Source organism: Rhizobium sp. WSM1274, assembly GCF_025200775.1.
Classification (GTDB): Bacteria; Pseudomonadota; Alphaproteobacteria; order Rhizobiales; family Rhizobiaceae; genus Rhizobium; species Rhizobium leguminosarum_I.
Genome location: NZ_CP104138.1, coordinates 4,808,290 through 4,828,791 on the forward strand (window position 1 = coordinate 4,808,290; position 20,502 = coordinate 4,828,791).

21 protein-coding genes and 1 pseudogene are annotated in these 20,502 nt (G+C 61.8%); 9 read left to right on the forward strand and 13 right to left on the reverse strand.

Going from position 1 to position 20,502, the window contains the following annotated elements:
* Nucleotides 1–8: 8 nt before the first annotated feature.
* On the forward strand, nucleotides 9–2,432 hold the full coding sequence (gene pheT / locus N2600_RS23670; protein WP_260297558.1) for a phenylalanine--tRNA ligase subunit beta: 2,424 nt from the start codon (nucleotides 9–11) through the stop codon (nucleotides 2,430–2,432).
* Between the two features lie 53 nt (nucleotides 2,433–2,485).
* On the opposite strand, the gene N2600_RS23675 is transcribed toward pheT, so the two are convergent.
* Nucleotides 2,486–2,845 carry a nuclear transport factor 2 family protein gene (locus N2600_RS23675; protein ID WP_222385595.1) on the reverse strand — a complete coding sequence of 120 codons (360 nt, stop codon included), beginning with the start codon at nucleotides 2,843–2,845 and terminating at the stop codon, nucleotides 2,486–2,488.
* 91 nt (nucleotides 2,846–2,936) lie between these two features.
* Complete coding sequence (locus tag N2600_RS23680; protein ID WP_260297559.1) at nucleotides 2,937–3,932, reverse strand: aldo/keto reductase; 996 nt, start codon at nucleotides 3,930–3,932, stop codon at nucleotides 2,937–2,939.
* A 234-nt stretch (nucleotides 3,933–4,166) separates the two neighbouring features.
* On the opposite strand from N2600_RS23680, the gene N2600_RS23685 reads away from it, so the two are divergent.
* Entirely contained in the window at nucleotides 4,167–5,075 is a 909-nt protein-coding gene (locus N2600_RS23685) for a LysR family transcriptional regulator (protein WP_260297560.1), read from the forward strand.
* Nucleotides 5,076–5,223: 148 nt separating this feature from the next.
* On the opposite strand, the gene N2600_RS23690 is transcribed toward N2600_RS23685, so the two are convergent.
* On the reverse strand, nucleotides 5,224–5,721 hold the full coding sequence (locus N2600_RS23690; protein WP_017966593.1) for a YciE/YciF ferroxidase family protein: 498 nt from the start codon (nucleotides 5,719–5,721) through the stop codon (nucleotides 5,224–5,226).
* A gap of 113 nt (nucleotides 5,722–5,834) precedes the next feature.
* Here N2600_RS23690 and N2600_RS23695 point away from each other — a divergent pair.
* Nucleotides 5,835–6,527, forward strand: a pseudogene (locus N2600_RS23695) (hypothetical protein).
* Between the two features lie 21 nt (nucleotides 6,528–6,548).
* On the opposite strand, the gene N2600_RS23700 reads toward N2600_RS23695, so the two are convergent.
* Together N2600_RS23700 and N2600_RS23705 are read right to left on the reverse strand one after the other, a co-directional pair.
* Complete coding sequence (locus N2600_RS23700) at nucleotides 6,549–6,998, reverse strand: GNAT family N-acetyltransferase (RefSeq protein ID WP_170280213.1); 450 nt, start codon at nucleotides 6,996–6,998, stop codon at nucleotides 6,549–6,551.
* Nucleotides 6,999–7,012: 14 nt separating this feature from the next.
* On the reverse strand, nucleotides 7,013–7,960 hold the full coding sequence (locus tag N2600_RS23705; RefSeq protein WP_260109858.1) for an aldo/keto reductase: 948 nt from the start codon (nucleotides 7,958–7,960) through the stop codon (nucleotides 7,013–7,015).
* Nucleotides 7,961–8,138: 178 nt separating this feature from the next.
* Between N2600_RS23705 and N2600_RS23710 the strand changes: the two genes are divergently transcribed.
* Nucleotides 8,139–9,125: a Gfo/Idh/MocA family protein gene (locus N2600_RS23710; protein WP_170260315.1), complete on the forward strand. Its 987-nt coding sequence runs from the start codon at nucleotides 8,139–8,141 to the stop codon at nucleotides 9,123–9,125.
* A gap of 103 nt (nucleotides 9,126–9,228) precedes the next feature.
* Here the strand turns inward: N2600_RS23710 and N2600_RS23715 are convergent, their stop codons facing one another.
* Both N2600_RS23715 and N2600_RS23720 read right to left on the reverse strand, forming a co-directional pair.
* A complete protein-coding gene (locus tag N2600_RS23715) occupies nucleotides 9,229–9,606 on the reverse strand; it encodes a GtrA family protein (RefSeq protein ID WP_170257332.1) in 378 nt (125 codons plus the stop codon).
* Nucleotides 9,603–10,610 (reverse strand): glycosyltransferase, encoded by a 1,008-nt coding sequence (locus N2600_RS23720; RefSeq protein WP_260109859.1) that lies wholly within the window; start codon nucleotides 10,608–10,610, stop codon nucleotides 9,603–9,605. Before N2600_RS23720 ends, N2600_RS23715 begins: the two co-directional genes overlap by 4 nt.
* A 161-nt stretch (nucleotides 10,611–10,771) precedes the next feature.
* Between N2600_RS23720 and N2600_RS23725 the strand changes: the two genes are divergently transcribed.
* Nucleotides 10,772–12,619: a hypothetical protein gene (locus N2600_RS23725; RefSeq protein ID WP_260297561.1), complete on the forward strand. Its 1,848-nt coding sequence runs from the start codon at nucleotides 10,772–10,774 to the stop codon at nucleotides 12,617–12,619.
* A 100-nt stretch (nucleotides 12,620–12,719) separates the two neighbouring features.
* On the opposite strand, the gene N2600_RS23730 is transcribed toward N2600_RS23725, so the two are convergent.
* Nucleotides 12,720–12,965 (reverse strand): hypothetical protein, encoded by a 246-nt coding sequence (locus N2600_RS23730; protein WP_222248472.1) that lies wholly within the window; start codon nucleotides 12,963–12,965, stop codon nucleotides 12,720–12,722.
* Between the two features lie 341 nt (nucleotides 12,966–13,306).
* On the opposite strand from N2600_RS23730, the gene xseA reads away from it, so the two are divergent.
* Both xseA and N2600_RS23740 read left to right on the forward strand, forming a co-directional pair.
* Entirely contained in the window at nucleotides 13,307–14,887 is a 1,581-nt protein-coding gene (gene xseA, locus N2600_RS23735; protein ID WP_260297563.1) for an exodeoxyribonuclease VII large subunit, read from the forward strand.
* Between the two features lie 2 nt (nucleotides 14,888–14,889).
* Nucleotides 14,890–15,483, forward strand: a complete 594-nt coding sequence (locus N2600_RS23740; protein ID WP_260297564.1) for an NAD(P)H-dependent oxidoreductase — start codon at nucleotides 14,890–14,892, stop codon at nucleotides 15,481–15,483.
* A gap of 3 nt (nucleotides 15,484–15,486) precedes the next feature.
* Here the strand turns inward: N2600_RS23740 and N2600_RS23745 are convergent, their stop codons facing one another.
* Complete coding sequence (locus N2600_RS23745; RefSeq protein WP_260297565.1) at nucleotides 15,487–15,987, reverse strand: MarR family winged helix-turn-helix transcriptional regulator; 501 nt, start codon at nucleotides 15,985–15,987, stop codon at nucleotides 15,487–15,489.
* A gap of 81 nt (nucleotides 15,988–16,068) precedes the next feature.
* On the opposite strand from N2600_RS23745, the gene N2600_RS23750 reads away from it, so the two are divergent.
* Complete coding sequence (locus tag N2600_RS23750; protein WP_260297566.1) at nucleotides 16,069–16,980, forward strand: EamA family transporter; 912 nt, start codon at nucleotides 16,069–16,071, stop codon at nucleotides 16,978–16,980.
* Here the strand turns inward: N2600_RS23750 and N2600_RS23755 are convergent.
* Nucleotides 16,928–18,181, reverse strand: coding sequence for an aminopeptidase (locus tag N2600_RS23755; protein ID WP_260297567.1), 1,254 nt, complete (start codon nucleotides 18,179–18,181; stop codon nucleotides 16,928–16,930). The two genes, N2600_RS23750 and N2600_RS23755, sit on opposite strands and share 53 nt — an antisense overlap.
* Nucleotides 18,182–18,307: 126 nt before the next feature.
* Nucleotides 18,308–18,991 (reverse strand): glutathione S-transferase family protein, encoded by a 684-nt coding sequence (locus N2600_RS23760; protein ID WP_260109865.1) that lies wholly within the window; start codon nucleotides 18,989–18,991, stop codon nucleotides 18,308–18,310.
* An 82-nt stretch (nucleotides 18,992–19,073) separates the two neighbouring features.
* Between N2600_RS23760 and N2600_RS23765 the strand changes: the two genes are divergently transcribed.
* Nucleotides 19,074–19,517 carry a MarR family winged helix-turn-helix transcriptional regulator gene (locus N2600_RS23765; protein WP_260109866.1) on the forward strand — a complete coding sequence of 148 codons (444 nt, stop codon included), beginning with the start codon at nucleotides 19,074–19,076 and terminating at the stop codon, nucleotides 19,515–19,517.
* 56 nt (nucleotides 19,518–19,573) lie between these two features.
* Here the strand turns inward: N2600_RS23765 and ybaK are convergent, their stop codons facing one another.
* Together ybaK and N2600_RS23775 are read right to left on the reverse strand one after the other, a co-directional pair.
* Entirely contained in the window at nucleotides 19,574–20,047 is a 474-nt protein-coding gene (gene ybaK, locus N2600_RS23770) for a Cys-tRNA(Pro) deacylase (RefSeq protein ID WP_222385578.1), read from the reverse strand.
* A 32-nt stretch (nucleotides 20,048–20,079) separates the two neighbouring features.
* Complete coding sequence (locus N2600_RS23775) at nucleotides 20,080–20,430, reverse strand: ArsC family reductase (protein ID WP_222385577.1); 351 nt, start codon at nucleotides 20,428–20,430, stop codon at nucleotides 20,080–20,082.
* Between the last annotated feature and the right edge of the window lie 72 nt (nucleotides 20,431–20,502).

The window sequence follows — 20,502 nt, forward strand, 5'->3', positions numbered from 1 at the left end:
TTGGGACGATGAAATTCACGCTCTCCTGGCTGAAAGAGCATCTGGAAACGGATGCCGGCCTCGATGAAATCTGCACGCGCCTCACCGAGATCGGGCTGGAGGTCGAGGATGTCGACGACAAGGCGGCCTTCAAGCCCTTCGTTATCGCCAGGGTCGTCTCGGCCGAAAAACACCCGCAGGCCGATCGGCTGAAGGTGCTGATGGTCGATACCGGTTCTGGCGCGCCGGTCCAGGTCGTCTGCGGTGCCCCGAATGCGCGCGCCGGTCTCGTCGGCGCCTTCGCAGCGCCCGGAACCTATGTTCCCGGTATCGATGTGACGCTTGCCGTCGGCAATATCCGCGGCGTCGAAAGCCATGGCATGATGTGCTCCGAAAAGGAGCTGCAGATCTCCGACAGTCACGACGGCATTATCGACCTGCCGGACGACGCGCCTGTCGGCACGAGCTATGCCGCCTACGCTCATCTCGATGATCCGGTTATCGAGATCAACCTGACGCCTAACCGGCCGGACTGCACCTCGATCCACGGCATCGCCCGCGATCTCGCCGCCTCCGGTCTCGGCACGCTGAAGACGCGGCCCGCCCCGTCCTTCGCCGTCGAAGGCGAGACGCCGGTGAAGCTGACGCTCGATCTCGACGATCCGAAGCTCTGCCCGGGCTTTGCGCTGCGCCTCGTACGCGGCGTCCGGAACGGCCCGAGCCCGCGCTGGATTCAGCAGCGGCTGATCGCCATCGGCCTGCGCCCCATCAATGCGCTTGTCGATGTCACCAATTACATGACCTTCGATCAGGGACGGCCGATCCATGTCTTCGATGCCGCCAAGATCAATGGCAACCTGACCGTCCGCCGCGCCGCCGAAGGCGAGACGGTGCTGGCGCTCGACCAGCGCGAATACAAACTGTCGCCGAACAACGTCGTCATATCAGATGAAAACGGTATCGAATCGATCGGCGGCATCATGGGCGGCGAACATTCCGGCTGCGACGAAAACACCGTCGACGTGCTGATCGAATCTGCCCTCTGGGACCCGATGAACATCGCCAAATCAGGCCGCAGCCTCGGCATCATCACTGACGCTCGCTACCGCTTCGAACGCGGCGTCGATCCGAACTATATGGTCCCCGGTCTCGAACGCACGACGGAACTGGTGCTGGAACTTTGCGGCGGCAAGGCCGCCAAGGCCGAGGTCGTCGGCTACAAGGGTTACGAACCGAAGATCGTCGATTTCCCCTATTCGGAGGTCAAGCGCCTGACGGGCCTCGACGTCTCGAATGAGGAGAGCGACACGATTCTGACGCGTCTTGGCTTCAAGGTCTCCGGTTCCGGCGAGCGCGTCTCCGTCGCCGTTCCCTCCTGGCGTCCCGATGTCGACGGCAAGGCCGATCTCGTCGAAGAGGTCATGCGCATCCACGGCGTCGACAATATTAAGCCGGCGCCGCTCGAAAGCCATGCGGCCGTCAATGGCAAGATCCTGACGACGCTGCAGATCCGCACCCGCCTCGCCAAGCGGGCGCTGGCCGCGCGCGGCATGCTCGAAGCCGTCACCTGGTCCTTCATTCCGGAAGACCAGGCAAAGCTGTTCGGCGGCGGTTCGCCCACCCTCAAGCTTGCCAACCCGATCGCCGCCGAAATGTCGGATATGCGTCCCTCGCTTCTGCCGGGCCTGCTGACCGCAGCCCAGCGCAATGCCGACAAGGGTTACGGCGATGTCGCCCTCTTCGAGGTCTCCGGCACCTATGAGAATGACAGACCTGAGGGTCAGCGCCGCGTGGCCGGCGGCATTCGCCGCGGCACGGCCTCGCTTGCCGGCGCCGGTCGCGCCTGGTCGAACCCCGCCAAGGGCGGCGGCAAGCCGGTCGACGTCTTCGACGCGAAGGCCGACGCGCTCGCCGTCATCGAAGCCTGCGGCCTGCCGATGGGCAATATCCAGATCGAGCAGGGCGGGCCGGAATGGTATCATCCCGGCCGCTCCGGCACGATCAAGATGGGGCCGAAGGTCGTGCTCGGTTATTTCGGCGAATTCCATCCGCTGACGCTGGAAGCGCTCGATGTCTCCGGCGCTCTCTGCGGCTTCGAGGTCTATGTCGACGCCATGCCGGAGGCCAAGCGCAAGGCGACGCGCACCAAGCCGGCGCTCGAATTGTCGCCCTTCCAGGTGGTGCGGCGCGACTTTGCCTTCGTCGTCGACAAAACGGTGGAAGCAGGCGCCATCGTCAAGGCCGCCACCGGCGCCGACCGCAAGCTGGTGACCGGCGTCAACGTCTTCGACATCTTCGAGGGCGCATCGGTTGGCGACGGCAAGAAGTCGGTGGCAATCGAGGTGCAGATCCAGCCGGTCGAGCGCACGCTGACGGACGAGGATTTCGAGGCGCTGACGCAGAAGATCGTCGCCAGCGTCATGAAATTCACCGGCGGTGTCCTCAGAAGCTGAGCTCCATTCAGCGTCGCCATTAATGGACCGGTCGCAAATAGCGGCCGGTCTTTTCACCGATGCAGATGGTAGAGTTTGCTGACGATGGTCCAGCGGCCGTCGATCTTCAGCAGCGAGAGATAGTCGGTAAAGCGCATGCCGGCGAAATCGTCGGTGACCTTGACGCTTGCCGCATCGCCTTCGACATCGACGCTCTGGATGTCCATGTAGGGCTGCGTGCCGGGCGGCGCCGGCTCCTCCTGCAGGATCGCGGCGATGAATTCGTCCCGCGTCAGCCATTCGACCGCATTTTCGTAATGGCCGATGATCGAGCTTTTTGGATGAAAGGCCTTTTTCAAGGCTGCCTCATTGGCGAAGGCCATGCCTTCGACATAGAGATGAACCGTCTGTTCGACTGCCTGCCTGTCCGACATATTTTCATCCCGTTCTTCGAGATGGCGTTAAATAGTTTCGCCAGCCCCGAAGGCAAGCCCGGCCGGTTGCGCCGACCGGGCTTTTTCAGGTTCAGATGTTGGTCATCGCAAGCGAGGCATCCGAGTAACGTTTCCCGGCCACCTGCCCGGCCGGGATGACCTCTTCAAGCCTCGCGAGTTCCGCGGGGCTCAGCACGATATCGGCGGCAGCGGCGTTCTGTTCGAGATGATGAAGCTTGCGGGCGCCCGGTATCGGCACGATGTCGTCGCCCTGGTTCAACACCCAGGCGAGCGCCAGCTGTGCTGCCGTCACGCCCTTCTCGGCTGCCAGCCGCTCGAGCATTGCGACGAGGGCGGCATTGGCGTCGAAATTTTCCGCCTGGAAACGTGGCACCTGCCGGCGGAAATCGTCCGCGTCGAGATCCTCCGCCTTGCGGATCGCTCCGGTCAGGAAGCCGCGCCCGAGCGGGCTGTAAGGCACGAAGCCGATGCCGAGTTCGCGGCAGGTGGCAAGAACCTCTTCTTCGGGGTCGCGCGTCCAGAGCGAATATTCACTCTGCAGGGCTGCGATCGGATGGACCGCATGCGCGCGACGAATAGTGGCGCTGCCGGCTTCCGAAAGCCCGAGGGCGCGGACTTTCCCTTCCTTCACCAGCTCTGCCATGACGCCGACCGTCTCTTCGATCGGCACGTTGGGATCGACCCGGTGCTGGTAGAAGAGGTCGATGGTCTCGATGCCGAGGCGTTTCATCGAGGCTTCGGCCACCGCCCGCACATGCTCGGGGCGGCTGTCGACGCCGGTGATGGCGGCAGTACCCGGCTTGCTGGCATCGATCTTGAAGCCGAATTTGGTGGCGATCACCACGCGGTCGCGGAACGGCTTCAGCGCTTTGCCGAGAAGAACCTCGTTGGTAAAGGGACCATAGACTTCGGCGGTGTCGAAGAAGGTCACACCGAGATCGATGGCGCGATGCAGTGTCTTGATCGATTCCGCATCGTCGCTGGCGCCATAGGCAAAGCTCATGCCCATGCAGCCAAGTCCGACGGCCGAGACGGTCAGATCGTTTCCGAGTTTCCGGTTTTTCATGATGTGCTCCTTTGAGCTGATTTTGAGCCGCCAGAGCATGATGCCGAAAAGTGTGAGTGGTTTTCGGACGACGTCATGCTCTAACTATTTAATTCAGAACAGGATTCAGATTTTAGGCCGCCCGGCCTGAAATCATTCTGTTCTGACTGGTTGCGGTACGGGCAGACCATATCGCTGCCGCATCAATCAGAAAATACATGCAGTTTCTAACAGGTTGTTCTATCATTTCGATCAATGAACAGAACACAGCTCTCGCAACTCGCCGTTCTCGCCGCCGTCTCGGAGCATCGCAGCTTCCGGGCCGCGGCGAAGGAACTCCTCGTCGCGCCCTCGGCGATCAGCCATGCGATATCGAGCATCGAGGAAAGCCTGGGGGTGCGGCTTCTGGCGCGCACCACCCGCAGCGTCGCGCCTACGGAAGAGGGCCGGCTGCTGCTTGAAAGACTTCGTCCCGCGCTCGATGAGATCGACATTGCCTTGGAGGCCGTCCGAGATACGCGCGCCAAACCGGCTGGAAATCTGCGTATCACCGCGCCGCGCTTCGCCTCCGATCTGCTGCTCGCTCCGCGGCTCGGCGACTTTCTCAACCTCTATCCCGATATCACCCTGGAGATCGCCAATGAGGACGGTTTCACGGATATCGTCAAGGAAGGTTTCGATGCCGGCATCCGGCTGGAGGAGAGCCTGGAGGCTGATATGATCGCGGCCAGGGTCTCGCCCGATCTGACGACGGTAATCGCCGCTTCGCCCGAATATTTCGAGCACCATCCGAAGCCGGAGCATCCGCGCGATCTCGTCCGTCATCGCTGCATCAAGCGGCGCTTCACCAACGGCTCGATCTATCGCTGGGAATTCGAAAAGGACGGGCAGGAACTCGTCGTTTCGGTCGACGGGCCGCTTGTTGTCAGCGAGGATCGACTTGCCCTGCTTGCGGCGCTGAACGGTGCTGGCCTTGCCTATCTCTTCGACATGCGGGTCAATGCCGAACTGGCGAGCGGCAAGCTTGTGCGGGTGCTGGAGGATTGGTGCCCGCCCTATGCCGGGCCGTTTCTTTATTATCCCACCCGGCGGCAGATGCGCCCGGCGCTGCGCGCCTTCATCGATTTTTTCAGATACAGCGGGCAGGATACGGGCGGCCGGTAAGGATTACAGCGCCGCGCGTCCTTTCAGACGCGCAAAGGACGCTGTAGCACTTTAAATCTGCGCATCGTGCTTTCCGAAAATCGATTCCGACTTTTCGGGCCGATGCGCTGGAGCCGGGCCGCCCGTTCTTATTAGGGCGCCGTTTCCATCAGGCAGCCTTTGCCTTCTGGTTTGCCGCCGTGGTGGCGAGCTGGGAGAGGGTCTTGTCGGTGGCCGTTTCCTGTTGCAGCGTCTGGTCGAGCAGGCCGACGACCTCCTTGAGACCGAGCGTCGCGGCCCAGGTCTTCAGCGTGCCGTAACGGGCGATTTCGTAATGCTCGACGGCCTGGGCAGCCGAAATCAGGCCGGCATCGAGGGCCGCCGTGCCCTTGAATTCCTCCATGATGTCCTCGCCCTCGGCGATGATGCCCTGGATCGCCTCGCAGGTCTTGCCCTGGGCGCGTTTATCGATCAGTTCGAAAACCTGCTGCAGGCGCTCGACCTGGCCTTCGGTTTCCTCACGGTGTTTTTCGAAGCCCTTCTTCAGTTCGGAGGATTGGGCGGCCCGCGCCATCTTCGGCAGGGCGCGCAATATCTGCCGTTCGGCAAAGTAGATGTCCTTCAGCGTGTCATAGAAGAGATCTTCCAGCGTCTTTTCCTTGGCCATTTTCTCGATCCTTGTTCTGGGGAAAACCGCGAACGCGGCGACACATTAAGAAGAGAAGATCGCGTTAATTGTTCCCGATCGATTTCGGGTGGACTGGAAATCGGTGCCGGGCGATGATTCCTGCCGTCGATGTGGGAGGGTAAAGTCATGCGAAAGCCGAATTCGATGAAGGGTCTGGAGGATCTTGGCCGTGTGCGGCTGTCGCAAAACTTCTTCCTCCGCGATTTCCTGCATTCCGAAATCGCCGATTTCTACCGCATTCCCAATATCCCCGAAGATCCCGATCTGGCGATCGAGGCGGGCAAGAGGCTCTGCGAGGAATTGCTGGAGCCGCTGGAGGCAACGTTCGGACGCCTGCATATCCGATCCGGCTATCGTTCGCCCGCAGTCAACAGGTTCGGCAACGAGAACAATCTGAACTGTTCGACCAATGCGTCCACATCAGCGCATCACATCTGGGATATGAGGGACTTTGACGGCTGCATGGGTGCTGCCGTCTGCATTGCCGTGCCGTGGATGGTCGACCACTACCACGATGAAAGCGACTGGCAGCGGCTCGCCTGGTGGATTCACGACCACCTGCCTTATGCCTCGCTCTGCTTTTTTCCCAAGCTCTGGGCCTTCAATATCCAGTGGCACGAACGGCCGAAGCGGGTGATCCAGAGTTATGTCAGCCCGCGCGGCATCCTGACCAAACCCGGCATGGCCAATTGGGCAGGCGATCATTCCGAGTGGTATGCTGGTTTTCCATCTCTTACAGCGCCGCGCGTCTTCTCAGACGCGCAAAGGACGCTGTAACACTTTAAATCGATTTCCGATTTAAGAAATTATGCAGTGAACCTGATGCGATAGCGGATATGGCCGTCGCTCTCGACATAGCTGTCGTACAGCGCACGCGCGGTTCTGTTCTGCTCGCTGGTATGCCAGTAGAGCCGCGACCAGCCCTGGGCTTTGCAGGTCGAAACGAGATCGTCCATCAGTGCCCGCCCGACGCCCTTGCCGCGCGCATTGGCATCGACGAACAGGTCTTCGAGATAGCAGTCCCTGCCACGGATCCACGTGCCCTCATGCGTGAGATAGAGCGCAAAACCCATGATCCGGCCATCGACCTCGGCGACGCGCATCGCAATCGCCGACGCCGGATCGAAGACCCGGCGCCACGTGGAATCGCTGATATCGGCATCGACCGTAACTTCGTAAAAGGCGAGGTAGGCGGCCCAAAGCTCGCGCCAGCGGGCTTCATCTTCGGGGCGGGCATCGCGTATCGTCACGGTCATGGCATCTCTTTCTTTCAGGCGCCGGCTTCGTCGAGCAGCGCCATCGCGTCATCGGAAAGCGCAAGTGTCGCCGATTTCGTCAGGCTTTCAAGCTGCGAAAGGCTGGTTGCACTGGCAATCGGCGCCGTGACGCCCTTCTTGCGCAGCAGCCAGGCGAGCGAAATTTCTGCGGGCGCTGCACCGGTCTCGGCCGAAACCTTGTCGAGGGCGGCCAGAATGCGCAGGCCTTTATCATCGAGATATTTCGAAACCCGGCCCTCGCGTGCGCGGCCTTCCGTATCGGCCTTGCTGCGGTATTTGCCGGTGAGGAAGCCGGCGGCAAGGCTGAAATAGGTGATGACGCCGATGTCTTCTTCGACGCAGAGATCGGCAAGCGGCCCCTCGAAGCTCGAGCGCTCGTAGAGATTATATTCCGGCTGCAGCACATCGTAACGCGGCAGGCCGGCCCTCTCGGCAGCGTCGAAGGATGCCTGAAGCAGTTTCGCATCATAGTTCGAGCAGCCGATGGCGCGGATCTTGCCCTGCTGCTTCAGCTTGGCAAAGGCCCCGAGCGTTTCCTCATGCGGCGTATCTTCATCCGGCCAGTGCGAGAGATAGAGGTCGATATAATCCGTCTGCAGCCGGCGCAACGAATCCTCGACCGCCTTCAGGATATAGGTCTCCTTCAGCGTCTTTCCCTGTCCCATGTCGGAGCCGACTTTGGTGACGATAACGGCCTTGTCGCGGGAGATCTTTGCCTGGCTTAGCCAGCGCCCGATGATCTCTTCGGAATCGCCGCCCTTGTTGCCCGGGACCCAGGAGGAATAGACATCGGCCGTATCGATCGTGTTCAGGCCCGCGTCGAAGAAGGCGTCGAGAATGGCGAAGGATGTTTTTTCGTCGGCCGTCCAGCCGAAGACATTGCCGCCGATGACGATCGGCGCGACCGATAGACCTGTTTTTCCAAGCCGGCGCATTTCCATGACGCTCTCCAGAAGTGTGAATAAATTGAAATCGCGGATACGGCAGAACGCCGCCCTGACCAACTTAGTGCGATCCGCGCATCCGGGAAGGCAAACTTCCGTGATTTCATGTCCCGCCATTGCGCCGCAGCTAGGGCCTGAATATGGTTCGCGGAAATCAGTTCGGGAGGCTTGGATCATGTTGCGTTTCGGTATCATTTCAACGGCGAAGATCGGTCGCGACAATGTCGTTCCGGCGATCCAGGATGCGGAAAATTGTGTCGTCACGGCGATTGCCAGCCGCGATCTCAACCGCGCAAGGGAGATGGCCGACCGCTTCTCGGTACCGCATGCCTTCGGCTCCTATGAGGAGATGCTAGCCTCCGACCTCATCGACGCCGTCTACATCCCGCTGCCGACCTCGCAGCATATCGAATGGTCGATCAAGGCGGCGGATGCCGGCAAGCACGTGCTCTGCGAGAAGCCGTTGGCGCTGAAGGCAGACGATATCGACGACGTGATCGCCGCCCGCGACCGCAACCGGGTGGTGGTCAGCGAAGCCTATATGATCACCTATTCCCCGGTCTGGCAGAAAGTGCGCTCGTTGATCGACGAGGGCGCCATCGGTTCGCTCCGGCATGTGCAGGGCGCCTTCACCTATTTCAACCGCGACCCCGCCAACATGCGCAACGTCCCCGAGCTCGGCGGCGGCGGCCTTCCCGATATCGGCGTCTATCCCGTCATGGGTACGCGTTTTTCCACCGGCAAGGAGCCGCTCTGGATCCAGGCGATCACCGAGCGCGACGCGGATTTCGGCACGGATATCTATTCGAGCGTCAAGGCCGATTTCGGCGATTTCGAGCTGAGCTTCTATATCTCGACGCAGATGGCCAACCGCCAGGTCATGGTTTTTCACGGCACCGAAGGTTACATCGAGGTCAAGTCGCCGTTCAACGCCAATCGCTGGGGACCTGAGGAGATCGAGCTTGCCGACCGCAGCCACACTCAATCGCGCATCTTCCGCTTCCAGGACAGCCGCCAGTACAAGCGGCAGGTCGAGGCTTTTGCCAGAGCGGTGAAGAACGGCAAGGAAGAGATCGTCACGCTCGAAAATTCGAAGCTGAACCAGAAGGTGATCGATGCGATCTACCGGGCCAGCGAGAAGGACGGCTGGGAAGCAGTCTAGCGCATAAACCCGAAAATCGGAATCGATTTTCGGAAAGGATTATGCGCCACTTCAGAGGGTTAGAGCGTCCTTAGCGCGTCCTATTGGACGCGCGGCGCTCTACTCACTCGGCGCGGAAGACGAAGCGCGAATAGCCGAAGAAGCTGAAGATCATCGAGGCGACGCTGGCGATCACCATGGCCGCCAGCGGCTGAAGCGCCGGCAGCGACAGCAGAAGCGCGGAATAGAGGCCGTAATTGACGAGCGCTGCCGTCACCCCGACCGAGCCATAGCGGAAGCCTTCGGCGGCCAGCGAACGGCCGGTGCGATCGAAGGTGAAGCTCCGGTTGAAAGCCCAGGTTGCCGCCATGGCGAAGGCGATTGCGAAGAGCCGCGCCAGAAACGGCCCGAGCGGTGTCAGATGGAGGAGCGCCGACAGGATGCCGGCATCGACGAGGAAGCCGATGCCGCCGGCAATGGCGAAGCGGATGAGCTTTCTCATGCCGCATCCGCCTTGCCGGGAGGCGCGCGCGATACCGGGCCTGCGTCGCTGAGCGGTGCCTTCAACGCGCTCGGCCTTTCCAGGCCCATATAATGGATACGGAGTTGTTCGGCGCGGGCGCGTGCGACGGAATCCAGGATGACGCCGGCGGTGAACAGCATGAAGGAGATCATCATCAGCGCCGTCGACAGCACCCAGGTCGGCATGCGGCTGACGAGTCCCGTTTCGAAATATTCCGCCAGCACCGGCGCCATGAAACCGAGGCTCGCCAGCATGAAGGTGGCGCTGATCGCGCTGAAGAAGGCGAAGGGCCGGGTTTCCTTCATCAGCATCGCGAACATCCAGAGGATCTTGGCGCCGTCGCGGAATGTCGAAAGCTTGGAATGCGAGCCTTCCGGCCGGCGGCCGTAGTCGAGCTCCAGCTCGCTGACCGGCAGCTTCAGCCGCGAGGCATGCACAGACATCTCGGTTTCGATCTCGAAGCCGCCCGATACCGCCGGGAAGCTCTTGACGAAGCGGCGCGAAAACGCGCGGTAGCCGGAAAAGATATCGGTGAAATCGGGGCCGAAGATCATCCGGTAAAGCAGGTTGAAAAGCCGGTTGCCGAGCGCATGGCCCTGACGGCCGGCATCGGCGTGCACGCCGCGCCTGGTGCCAACCACCATGTCGGCGCGCTCGGTCAGCAGCGTGCGCACCAGTTCCTCGGCATCACCAGGCGCGTAGGTGCCGTCGCCGTCGGCGATGATGTAGATGTCGGCGTCGATATCGGCGAACATCCGGCGCACGACATGGCCCTTGCCCTGACGCCGCTCGCGCACGACATGCGCGCCGGCAAGCATTGCCTGCAGCGCGGTGCCGTCGGTGGAATTATTGTCGTAGACATGGATCGCAGCATCGGGCAGCGTCGCCCGAAAACCCTGAACGACAGCGCCGATCGTCGCCGCTTCATTATAGCAGGGAAGCAGAACGGCAATATTCCAATTGTCGGTGCGCGATCGGGCCATGACTCTACTCGTTACACTTGAAAGCCGCGCTCAGCCTAAATCATGCGCCGTTAATAAGACCCTATGACGCAGGCAAAATCAGCGGCTGCCACAAACGGCTTTACACTTTCTTGATCGGCGGCGGCTAAGCTTCGCCATCCGGAAACGAACCGCTAACCACGATGAACGCTGTGCAGCCGATCTCCCAAGCATCATCCGCAATCGACGCCTCTCGGGTCGGGCTACGCGACCTGCTGACGCGTCTCTGGCCTGTTGTCATCGCCTATAGCGTCATCCTTGCCGCCGCCATCCTCATCACCAAGCTTTCCGGTGCCACCGATTACGTCGGCCCCGACAATGACGACGGAATGCGTCTCGTCGAAGTTCGCGATTTTCTGACCGGGCAGGGCTGGTTCGACCTGATGCAATACCGTCTCGGCCTCGACGGCGGCACGCTGATGCACTGGTCACGGCTGATCGATCTGCCGATTGCCTCGCTAATCTGGTTCTTCAGCCTGTTTGTACCGCATGAGACGGCAGAGGCGCTGGCGCTCGGCGTCTGGCCGGTATCGCTCATCCTGCCCGCCATGCTCGCCATGGCGGTTGCCGGTCGGCGCATCGGCGGCGTTGCCGCCATGCACATCAGTCTCGGCTTGACCGGTCTTGCGATCTACACCGGAAACCGTTTCGCGCCGGGCGCCATCGATCATCACAACGCGCAGCTGGCGTTGGTCGCGACGATGATCGCGATGCTGCTGGATCCCGAGCGTCGCGCCTGGAGCTATGCGGTTGCCGGCATCGCGGCAGCCATCGCCATCGCCATCGGCGCCGAGACGACACCTTTCGTTGCCGCCGTCTGCCTGACCATCGCCCTGCTCTGGGCATGGGAGGGCGAAGATTTCGCTGCCGCCGCGAAGGCCTTCGGGCTGGCGCTGGCCATTGCGATCAGCATCCTCTTCTTCGCAACGGTGCCGCCCCGGCTTTATTCGATGGTCACCTGCGACAATCTCTCGCTTGGCTATTACAGCCTGGCGGCGATCGGCGGCGGACTGCTGTTGTTTTCGGCGGTTTTCGCGAGCCGCCTGCGCCGGCCCTTGCGCTTTGCCGCGCTGGCCGTCGTCGGCGCCGGCGTTCTCGGTTCGGCGGTGGTGATCGCACCGCAATGCCTGAGCGATCCGCTGGCCGGTCTCGATCCGATGCTGGTCGAGCTCTGGCTGAGGAATGTTTCGGAAGCGCAGTCGGTTTTCGTTCTCGGGCGCACCGATCCCTTCTCGATCGGTGGTTTTTATGCGGCCGGCTTGTTCGGCATCGCCGTCTGCATCTTCCGCGTCGTTCAGCGTGACCGTGTGCAGATCCACCTGATCCTGCTTTTCCTGCTGATGACGAGCTGGGCAATCGCGCTGGTCCAGGTGCGCGGTTCGACCTTCTCGAACCTGATCTCGATCCTGCCGCTTGCCCTGTTGATTATAGATGTGCGCCGCATTTCCAACGGCGACAGCGAGAATGTCGCCGCCGCCTTCGTCTATATCGTCACCGTGCTCGCCAGTGCTCCAGCCGCCTGGGCTGTCGGTGGCGGGTTTATCTCGCTGCAGATGGAGAATGCTGCCCAGAAGAAGGCGGTGAAGCCGGCAAAGGAAATTTCCTGCACGTCCCAAGCGGCGCTGACGCCGCTCGCCGGGCTTCCGACCGGACTGGTCTCCGCGCCCTCGGAAATGGGGGTGCCGATCCTGCGCTTCACCAGCAACCGTGTTCTCTCTGCGCCCTATCATCGCAATCAGGGCGGCATGCTGACGGAGCTGCATATCGGCATGGCGGAGCCGCAGGAGGCGGAAGCCTTCCTGAAGGGGACTGGCGTGACGGCGCTTGCCTTCTGCCCCGGCGACCTGCAGACGCGCGAGATCGCCAAGCTGAAGCCGGACGGGCTCTATGCTGAGCTCGGCAAGGGCAATATCCCGCCCTATCTGGAACCGCTTCCGAAGGCGGCGGACGTGGGCGTGCAGTTCTTTCGCTATCGGCCGGCGACGAATTGACGCCGGCAATCTTCAGATGGGATAAAGCATGTCGCGACAACGACATGCGTAAAAACAAAGCAATCGCGGGAAGCGTATCTGAAAGATCGCGACGCGCTTGTCAGTGCGAAACGCGCGTGGCGCGACGAAGGCGCTGATTGGCATAGAGCCCGATCACGAAAAGCATAAGGCCGCCATTATAGCCGAGCACGGCGTAGACGAATGCCAGAATGGACACCGGGCCGGGCGAGGTTATCGCCGCTAGCGCGAATGTCATTCCGATCAGCGCCGCGACCAACGCGATCACGCCTGCCGAACGCATCTGCCCGGCGCTGACGCCCAATGCTGCTGCTGTGAGAAAAATCATTTCAGCACCTTCCCAGAGATAACGAGGGGAAGCATAAGAAGCGCCAACTAACAAAGATTTACCGGCGGTCCTCGCCGAAAAGCCTTTATATTGCGGTGGTTAGCAATCCCTTTCGGGTAAAACGCATATTCTAACTATCCGTTCCGCAACAAAACATATTTACTCGATCTTGTTGTTATTCGCCCGGCTGCAACGAGTGCATGTGCAGGATCCCAGGAGATGAGCATGCTTGATGCAATGACGACGAACCCCTCGCGCGACCGATCGCAATGACCGGGAAAACCGATCCCAATGCCAGTGCCGATCTTTCCGTTTGCCGCCGTTGGACATAGAAAGAGGGGATGAGCAACGTCTTCGACGGCGATTCGCCGACCAACCTCGCCGAATATTCTGTTTCGGAACTTTCCGGCTCGATCAAGCGCACCGTCGAAACCGCCTTCGACCAGGTTCGTGTGCGCGGCGAAATATCAGGCTATCGTGGGCCGCACTCCTCGGGCCATGCCTATTTCGCGCTGAAGGACGATCGCGCCCGCATCGACGCCGTCATCTGGAAGGGCACCTTCTCGCGGCTGAAGTTCCGTCCGGAAGAGGGCATGGAAGTCATCGCCACCGGCAAGGTCACCACCTTTCCGGGCTCTTCGAAATATCAGATCGTCATCGAGACCCTGGAGCCGGCCGGTGCCGGCGCGCTGATGGCGCTGATCGAGGAGCGCAAGCGCAAGCTCGGCGCCGAGGGCCTGTTCGATCCCGCTCGTAAGAAGCGGCTGCCCTTCATGCCCAGCGTGATCGGCGTCGTCACCTCGCCGACCGGCGCCGTGATCCGCGATATTCTTCACCGCATCTCCGATCGTTTTCCCGTGCATGTCCTCGTCTGGCCGGTGAAGGTCCAGGGCGAGGGGGCCGGCGAGGAGGTGGCAAACGCCATCCGCGGCTTTAATGCGCTGGAACCTTCAGGCGCTATCCCGCGACCGGATGTGCTGATCGTCGCACGCGGCGGCGGCAGTCTGGAAGATCTCTGGAGCTTCAACGACGAGATCGTCGTGCGTGCTGCGGCCGAAAGCGAAATACCGCTGATCTCGGCCGTCGGGCACGAAACCGACTGGACGCTGATCGACTATGCCGCCGATGTCCGTGCGCCGACGCCGACCGGGGCCGCGGAAATGGCGGTCCCCGTCAAGGCGGAGCTCGAGGCGCAGGCCGCCGCGCTTGCCGCGCGCCTGCAGGGTTGCATGAACCGGCAGATGGATCAGCGCCTCCAGTCGGTGCGGGCCCTGATGCGGGCATTGCCGTCGCTCGATCAGCTTCTCGCCTTGCCGCGCCGCCGTTTCGACGAGGCGGCAGCCGGCCTCGGCCGCGGGCTGGAGCTGAACACCATCAACAAGCGCCGCGGCTTCGAGCGCGTCGCCGCGCATCTGCGTCCTGATGTGCTGTCCAATCGCATCGCCGAGCGCCGCCAGACGCTGAACGAGCGGATAGTGCGGGCCGAGCGCATGGTCGAGCGGCTGTTCGACCGCTCGAAATCGCGCGTCGACCGCGCCGAGGCAATTCTCTCGTCGCTGCCTGCCCGGCTGAAGACCCAGACCGACCGCGGTCGCGAACGCCTTGGCAATCTTTCGCGCCATGCCGATACGGCAATCCGCCACCAGCTGACCCGCGCGCGCGCCGAGCTTTCCGCGCAGGACCGCGTGCTGCAGTCGCTTTCCTATAAGAATGTGCTGAAGCGCGGCTACGCCGTCATTCGCGATGAAGATAACAGGCCGGTCTCGCAGGCTGCTCAACTCTCCGCCGGCATGGGCATCGCCATCGAATTCGCCGACGGCCGTGTCGGCGCCATGACCACGGAAGGCGGAACGCCGCCGGCCGGCGCCAGGAAGCGCAGCGTAAGACCCGCAGACCCGCCGAAGCAGGGAAGCCTGTTCTGACTATGCGGATCCTGCTGGTGCTTACCCATCCGTTGGAGGACAGTTTCGCCGCCGCCGTGGCAAGGACCGCGCGCGAAGCGCTGGAAGCGGCAGGCCATACCGTCGATCTGCTTGATCTCTATGCCGAGAATTTCGATCCACGCCTTTCGAAGGCCGAGCGCGGCGGCTATTTCGACGTGCCTTATGACACGTCAGCCGTTGCCGATATCGTTGCCCGCCTGAAGGCGGCCGATGGTCTGATCTTCGTCTTTCCGCAATGGTGGTTCAATTTTCCGGCGATCCTGAAGGGTTTCTTCGACCGTGTTTTCGCCCCCGGCGTTGCCTTCAGCCATGATGCGGCCGGCGGCCGTATCGTGCCGCAGTTGACCCATATCAGGCTGCTTTATGCGCTGACGACGACAGGCTCGCCGTGGTGGCTGGTACGTCTCTATATGGGCGATCCGGTGCGCCGGCTCTTGAAGCGCGGCATCGCCGCCTTCTGCTCGAAGGGATTGAATTTCCGCATGCTCAGCCTGCACGACATGGACCGGGCCACCGATGCAAAGCGCAGGGCGCATCTCGATCGCGTGCGTAAGCTGCTATCGGCAATTCGATAGGCGCTATTCGAAGTCAGCAAGAAACTTACGCAGCAGCCTGTCGAGCTCCGCCTTGTCGGCCGCGCTCAGATTTTTCGACAGCCGGTGCTGATTGGCGACATGCGCATCGACGGCGTGCTCCACCGTCGCAAGCCCTTTTTCCGTCAGCGCGATGAGCACGCTCCTGCGATCCTCCGGATTGAGGATACGTTCGACGTAGCCCGCCTTCTCCAGCTGGTCGATGCGGTTCGTCATCGTGCCGGAGCTGACCATGGTCATCTCCAGAAGCTCCCCCGGCGAAAGCCGGTGAGGCGCGCCGGCGCGGCGCAGCGTCGCCAACACGTCGAAAGCGGAGGACGAAAGCCCCTGCTTCATGAGTACGGTCTCCACTTCGCGGCCGAGATGGGTACTCAGGCGTTTCAGGCGCCCGAGGATGCCCATCGGTTCGACGTCGAGATCCGGCCGCTCCCGTCGCCATTGCGCCAGGATCTTGTCGACATGGTCCAACTTGCGGTCTCCGCTCATGCTCCATCGATATCATCCATTATCTTGACGTCAAGATAAGAAGGTGTAGGATGAATTTATCTTGAAATAGAGATTCTTGATATGAAGGCAAATTCACGCTACGTCGCCGATCTTATGGCAACCGCGCTCGCACCCGCCATCTGGGGAAGCACCTATATCGTCACCACCGCTTTCCTACCGGCCGGATATCCGCTGACGGTGGCGATGCTGCGCGCCCTGCCAGCCGGTCTGCTGCTTCTCTTCCTGGTCAGAAAGCTGCCTTTCGGCATCTGGTGGGGAAGGGCTTTCGTTCTCGGCGCGCTGAACTTCTCGTTCTTCTGGGCGATGCTCTTCGTCTCGGCCTACAGGCTGCCGGGCGGCGTTGCCGCAACGGTCGGCGCCGTGCAGCCGCTGATCGTCATCGCTTTGTCACGGCTTTTTCTCGGCAAGCCGATCCGGCCGCTTGCCGTGCTGGCCGGTCTCGCCGGCATGGCCGGCGTCGGATTGCTGGTGCTGACGCCGAAGGCGGGGCTCGATCCGATAGGTGTCGCTGCCGGTCTCGCCGGCGCCGTCTCGATGGCCTTCGGCACGGTGCTGACGCGGCGCTGGGCGCCGCCGGTCTCAAACCTCACCTTCACCGCTTGGCAATTGACGGCGGGCGGCATGCTGCTGGTGCCTTTCGCCCTTTTCCTCGAACCGACGCCGCCGATCCCGACCGCTGCAAACATCGCCGGCATCGCCTATCTCGGGCTGATCGGCGCAGCCTTTACCTATCTGCTCTGGTTTCGCGGCTTGTCACGCATCGAGCCCTCGGCGGTCGCCTCGCTCGGCTTTCTGAGCCCGCTGGTCGCGACAATGCTCGGCTGGCTGGCGCTCGGCCAGAGCCTGACGCCGGCGCAGATCGGCGGTTTCGCCATGGTGCTTGCCAGTGTCTGGTTCAGTCAGCACATAATGAAGCCGCTCAGGCCCATTCGCCCTGCCGCATCACCGGAACCCGTGAACCATCCGGCTTGAGGCCGTCGATATCGACCTTATCGGAGCCGATCATCCAGTCGATATGGATCAGGCTGGAATTGCCGCCCTGCGCCTTGATCTGCTCCTGGCTCAGTGTCGCGCCATCGAGGAAACACTTGGAATAGCACTGGCCGAGCGCGATGTGGCACGAGGCGTTTTCGTCGAACAGCGTGTTGTAGAACAGGATGCCGCTGGCCGAGATCGGCGAGGAATGCGGCACGAGCGCCACTTCGCCGAGCCGGCGGGCGCCATCGTCGGTATCGAGCACCTTGTTCAAGACCTCTTCACCACGCGAGGCCTTGGCCTCGACGATGCGCCCGCCTTCGAACCGCACCTGGATATTGTCGATCAGCGTGCCCTGGTGGGAAAGCGGCTTGGTGCTCGACACATGGCCTTCGACGCGCAGCGCATGCGGCGTGGTGAAGACTTCCTCGGTCGGGATATTCGGATTGCAGGTGATGCCGTTCTTGGCAGTGGACGCGCCGCCGTGCCATTCATGTCCGTCGGCAAGGCCGATCGTCAGGTCGGTGCCCGGTCCCTTGAAATGCAGCGAGGCGAAGCGCTCGCCGTTCAGCCAGGCGGAGCGCTTGGCGAGATTGGCATTGTGCTCGGCCCAGGCGGCGACAGGATCGCTGACATCGACGCGCGAGGCGGCAAAGATCGCCTTGGCGAGCTTGGCAATGGCGATCGGTTCCGGATCGTCGGGGAAGACCACCTTGGCCCAGGATGGGTTCGGATAGGAGACGATGTTCCAGTTGATGTCGAAATTCGAGATCTTCTCCAGCGCCGGCTTGTAGGCGGTCGAGTTGGCGCGATTGGCGCGGCCGACTTTGCCGGCATCCTGCTCGGACAATAGCATCGGATTGTCGCCGGCAAGCGCAAGACGGGCCGCCCCGTTGGCATAGGCCTTGGCCATGCCATCGTAGAGCCAGTCGGAGGCGCGGTCGAAGCTCTCGTCGCTGCCATATTGATAGCGCGCCAGCGTCGTTTCCTCATCGGAATAGAAGGCGGAGACCAGTCCGGCGCCGGCCAGATAGGCATGTTTGGTGATCAGGCGGACGAGCGGCAGCGCCACGACAGGCGCGGTGATCACCAGGTCCTGACCTTTTTGCAACTGAAGGCCGACCTTGACGGCAACTTCCGCAAGCTTTTCCAGCTTGACGGGATCAACGGCGTTCTGGCTCTGGGGCATGAAAGTCATCGTTCAACCTGCCTTCTGTCATCGACGGTGTGAGGCTGGAAGACTTAGACCCGTTTGCGGCGAAAATGAAGCGCGCCGCTGCCGAATTGCAGCGGCCGGATTATATGTCCGGCCGCTCGCGGGGCTTTAAGCTGCGGCAGGCAACCTGAGCAGGATCGAGTTATGCTTGTCGAGGAATCCCATCAGCCGCTGCGGGTAGTCTTCGCCAACGGCGGCCTGGACGCTCGCCCGCTCGGAGAGCGCCTTGCGCCAGCGCGTCACCCGCTCAAGCCCTTCGAAGATGCCGCTGGCGCCAAGCGTGTCGAAGACATCGAAATACCGAAAGACCGGTGCAAAGACAGCGTCGACGAGGCTGAAGTCGTTGCCGGCGAAATACGGCCAGCCCGTCAGCACCTTCTCGAGCGTTGCGAATTTGGCGATGAGCGCCGTGCGCTTGGCCTCCAACTGCGCGGTATCCTGCGCCGTCTCGTAACCCCAGAGATCGGAAAGCACGGACGAACCGAATTCCATCCAGCCGCGGTGACGGGCACGCGTCAGCGCGTCCTTGGGATGCAGCGCCACACCTGGCTGTGTTTCCTCCAGATATTCGCAGATGACGCTGCTTTCGAACAGCACCGCCTCGCTGCCATCCTCCTCCTCGATCCGCAGCAGCGGCACCTTGCCGAGCGGCGAGATCTTCAGGAACCAGTCGGGCTTGTCGGCAAGATCGATACTGATGCGCTCGAAGGGCACACCCTTTTCAAGCAGCGCGATCGCGGCGCGTTGCACATAGGGGCAGAGATGATGGCTGACGAGGGTAAGTTTACTCATGGCGGTCTCCACTTTACGGCGATAGATGCAAATACATCTAATATCGCTTGCGGCGGAATTCAAGATAGATGTAATTGCATTTATGTTTGAAAAACCGTCGAATCCGAGCGAAGCGGTCACCTCTGCCTGGACGAGCATCATGCGCGCCCGCGAGCGGCTGCTCGCTGCCATCGAAGCCGACCTGAAAACGGCCGGCATGCCGCCTCTTGCCTGGTATGACGTGCTGTGGGAATTGGCGCGCTCGCAAGACGGCAAGCTGCGCCCCTACGAGATCGAGGAGCGGACATTGCTGGCCCAGTATAATCTTTCTCGCCTGCTCGACCGGCTGGAAAAAGAGGGCCTGGTCCGGCGCGAGGTCTTCGCCAAGGATGGACGCGGCCGCTGGGTGGTGATGACGGATGCCGGCCGAAAGCTTCGCGAGCGCATGTGGACCGTCTATGCCAGATCGATCGAGACCCATATCGGCTGCAAGCTTGCTGAAAACGAGGCGAAGGCGATCGCCGGCCTGCTCGACCGCTTCCTCTAGATTCAACAGCATGATTCGTCCGAAAAGCGCTTACGCTTTTCGGCATCATCCTCCGATCAGGCAATCAGCGGCGCGGCGACAGCCTTCAGCGCCTTCAATGCATCCCTCGGATCGAGCCGCACCTGCAGGCCGCGCTGCCCGCCATTGATATAGACGAGCGGTTCGCCAAGGGCTGCTTCCTCGATCGCCGTCGGCACGGTCTTCTTCTGGCCGAAAGGGCTGATGCCGCCGACATGATAGCCCGTCAGCCGTTCGGCATCCGCAGGCTTCATCATGCTGGCCGATTTGCCGTGAAAGGCGCTCGCCAGCTTCTTCATGCTGACCTCGCGGTCCGACGGTACGACGACGCAGACCGGTTTGCCGTCCACCTCCGCCATCAGCGTCTTCAGCACTCGATGCGGCGCCTCGCCGAGCGCTTCGGCCGCCTGCAGCCCGACACGCTCGGCATTGGGGTCGTAGTCATAGGTATGGATCGTGAAGGCGATGCCCGCCTGCGAAAGAACCTGTGTCGCGCGCGTGGTCTTGGACATCTCTTTCCCTCGTGAGTTCACCCGGTCGCCTGTCAGCCGCCGAATGCACCGGCGTAAATCTCCGGCTTGAAGCCGATCAGCAATTTCCCCTTCGCCTCCAGCACCGGCCGCTTGATCATCGACGGCTGGTCGAGCATCAGGGCGATCGCTTTCTCCCGGGTCAGGTTCTCGCGCTCCGCATCGGGCAATTTGCGGAAGGTGGTGCCGGCGCGGTTGAGCACGGTGTCGAGCCCGGCCTGGTCGATCCAGGCTTCGAGATGGGTGCGGTCGATGCCCAGCGCCTTGTAATCATGAAACTCATAGGCGACGCGGTGTTCTTCCAGCCAGCTGCGCGCCTTCTTCATCGTGTCGCAATTCTTGATGCCATAGATGGTGACGGCCATGCCCGATCGATCTCCCTGTGATGGCGCGAGATAACATGCACGAGGGCCGGCGCAAACGCCGTGCGACGTTTT

Excerpts from the sequence above, each read along its gene's own strand:
- N2600_RS23760 (WP_260109865.1), bottom strand. The coding sequence starts at position 18,991 with ATGAGTAAACTTACCCTCGTCAGCCATCATCTCTGCCCCTATGTGCAA.
- N2600_RS23750 (WP_260297566.1), top strand. The coding sequence starts at position 16,069 with ATGAAGGCAAATTCACGCTACGTCGCCGATCTTATGGCAACCGCGCTC.
- xseA (WP_260297563.1), top strand. The coding sequence starts at position 13,307 with ATGAGCAACGTCTTCGACGGCGATTCGCCGACCAACCTCGCCGAATAT.
- N2600_RS23725 (WP_260297561.1), top strand. The coding sequence starts at position 10,772 with ATGAACGCTGTGCAGCCGATCTCCCAAGCATCATCCGCAATCGACGCC.
- N2600_RS23685 (WP_260297560.1), top strand. The coding sequence starts at position 4,167 with ATGAACAGAACACAGCTCTCGCAACTCGCCGTTCTCGCCGCCGTCTCG.
- N2600_RS23680 (WP_260297559.1), bottom strand. The coding sequence starts at position 3,932 with ATGAAAAACCGGAAACTCGGAAACGATCTGACCGTCTCGGCCGTCGGA.
- N2600_RS23690 (WP_017966593.1), bottom strand. The coding sequence starts at position 5,721 with ATGGCCAAGGAAAAGACGCTGGAAGATCTCTTCTATGACACGCTGAAG.
- N2600_RS23705 (WP_260109858.1), bottom strand. The coding sequence starts at position 7,960 with ATGGAAATGCGCCGGCTTGGAAAAACAGGTCTATCGGTCGCGCCGATC.
- N2600_RS23710 (WP_170260315.1), top strand. The coding sequence starts at position 8,139 with ATGTTGCGTTTCGGTATCATTTCAACGGCGAAGATCGGTCGCGACAAT.
- N2600_RS23675 (WP_222385595.1), bottom strand. The coding sequence starts at position 2,845 with ATGTCGGACAGGCAGGCAGTCGAACAGACGGTTCATCTCTATGTCGAA.
- ybaK (WP_222385578.1), bottom strand. The coding sequence starts at position 20,047 with ATGTCCAAGACCACGCGCGCGACACAGGTTCTTTCGCAGGCGGGCATC.
- N2600_RS23730 (WP_222248472.1), bottom strand. The coding sequence starts at position 12,965 with ATGATTTTTCTCACAGCAGCAGCATTGGGCGTCAGCGCCGGGCAGATG.
- N2600_RS23740 (WP_260297564.1), top strand. The coding sequence starts at position 14,890 with ATGCGGATCCTGCTGGTGCTTACCCATCCGTTGGAGGACAGTTTCGCC.
- N2600_RS23755 (WP_260297567.1), bottom strand. The coding sequence starts at position 18,181 with ATGACTTTCATGCCCCAGAGCCAGAACGCCGTTGATCCCGTCAAGCTG.
- pheT (WP_260297558.1), top strand. The coding sequence starts at position 9 with ATGAAATTCACGCTCTCCTGGCTGAAAGAGCATCTGGAAACGGATGCC.
- N2600_RS23765 (WP_260109866.1), top strand. The coding sequence starts at position 19,074 with ATGTTTGAAAAACCGTCGAATCCGAGCGAAGCGGTCACCTCTGCCTGG.
- N2600_RS23715 (WP_170257332.1), bottom strand. The coding sequence starts at position 9,606 with ATGAGAAAGCTCATCCGCTTCGCCATTGCCGGCGGCATCGGCTTCCTC.
- N2600_RS23700 (WP_170280213.1), bottom strand. The coding sequence starts at position 6,998 with ATGACCGTGACGATACGCGATGCCCGCCCCGAAGATGAAGCCCGCTGG.
- N2600_RS23745 (WP_260297565.1), bottom strand. The coding sequence starts at position 15,987 with ATGAGCGGAGACCGCAAGTTGGACCATGTCGACAAGATCCTGGCGCAA.
- N2600_RS23720 (WP_260109859.1), bottom strand. The coding sequence starts at position 10,610 with ATGGCCCGATCGCGCACCGACAATTGGAATATTGCCGTTCTGCTTCCC.
- N2600_RS23775 (WP_222385577.1), bottom strand. The coding sequence starts at position 20,430 with ATGGCCGTCACCATCTATGGCATCAAGAATTGCGACACGATGAAGAAG.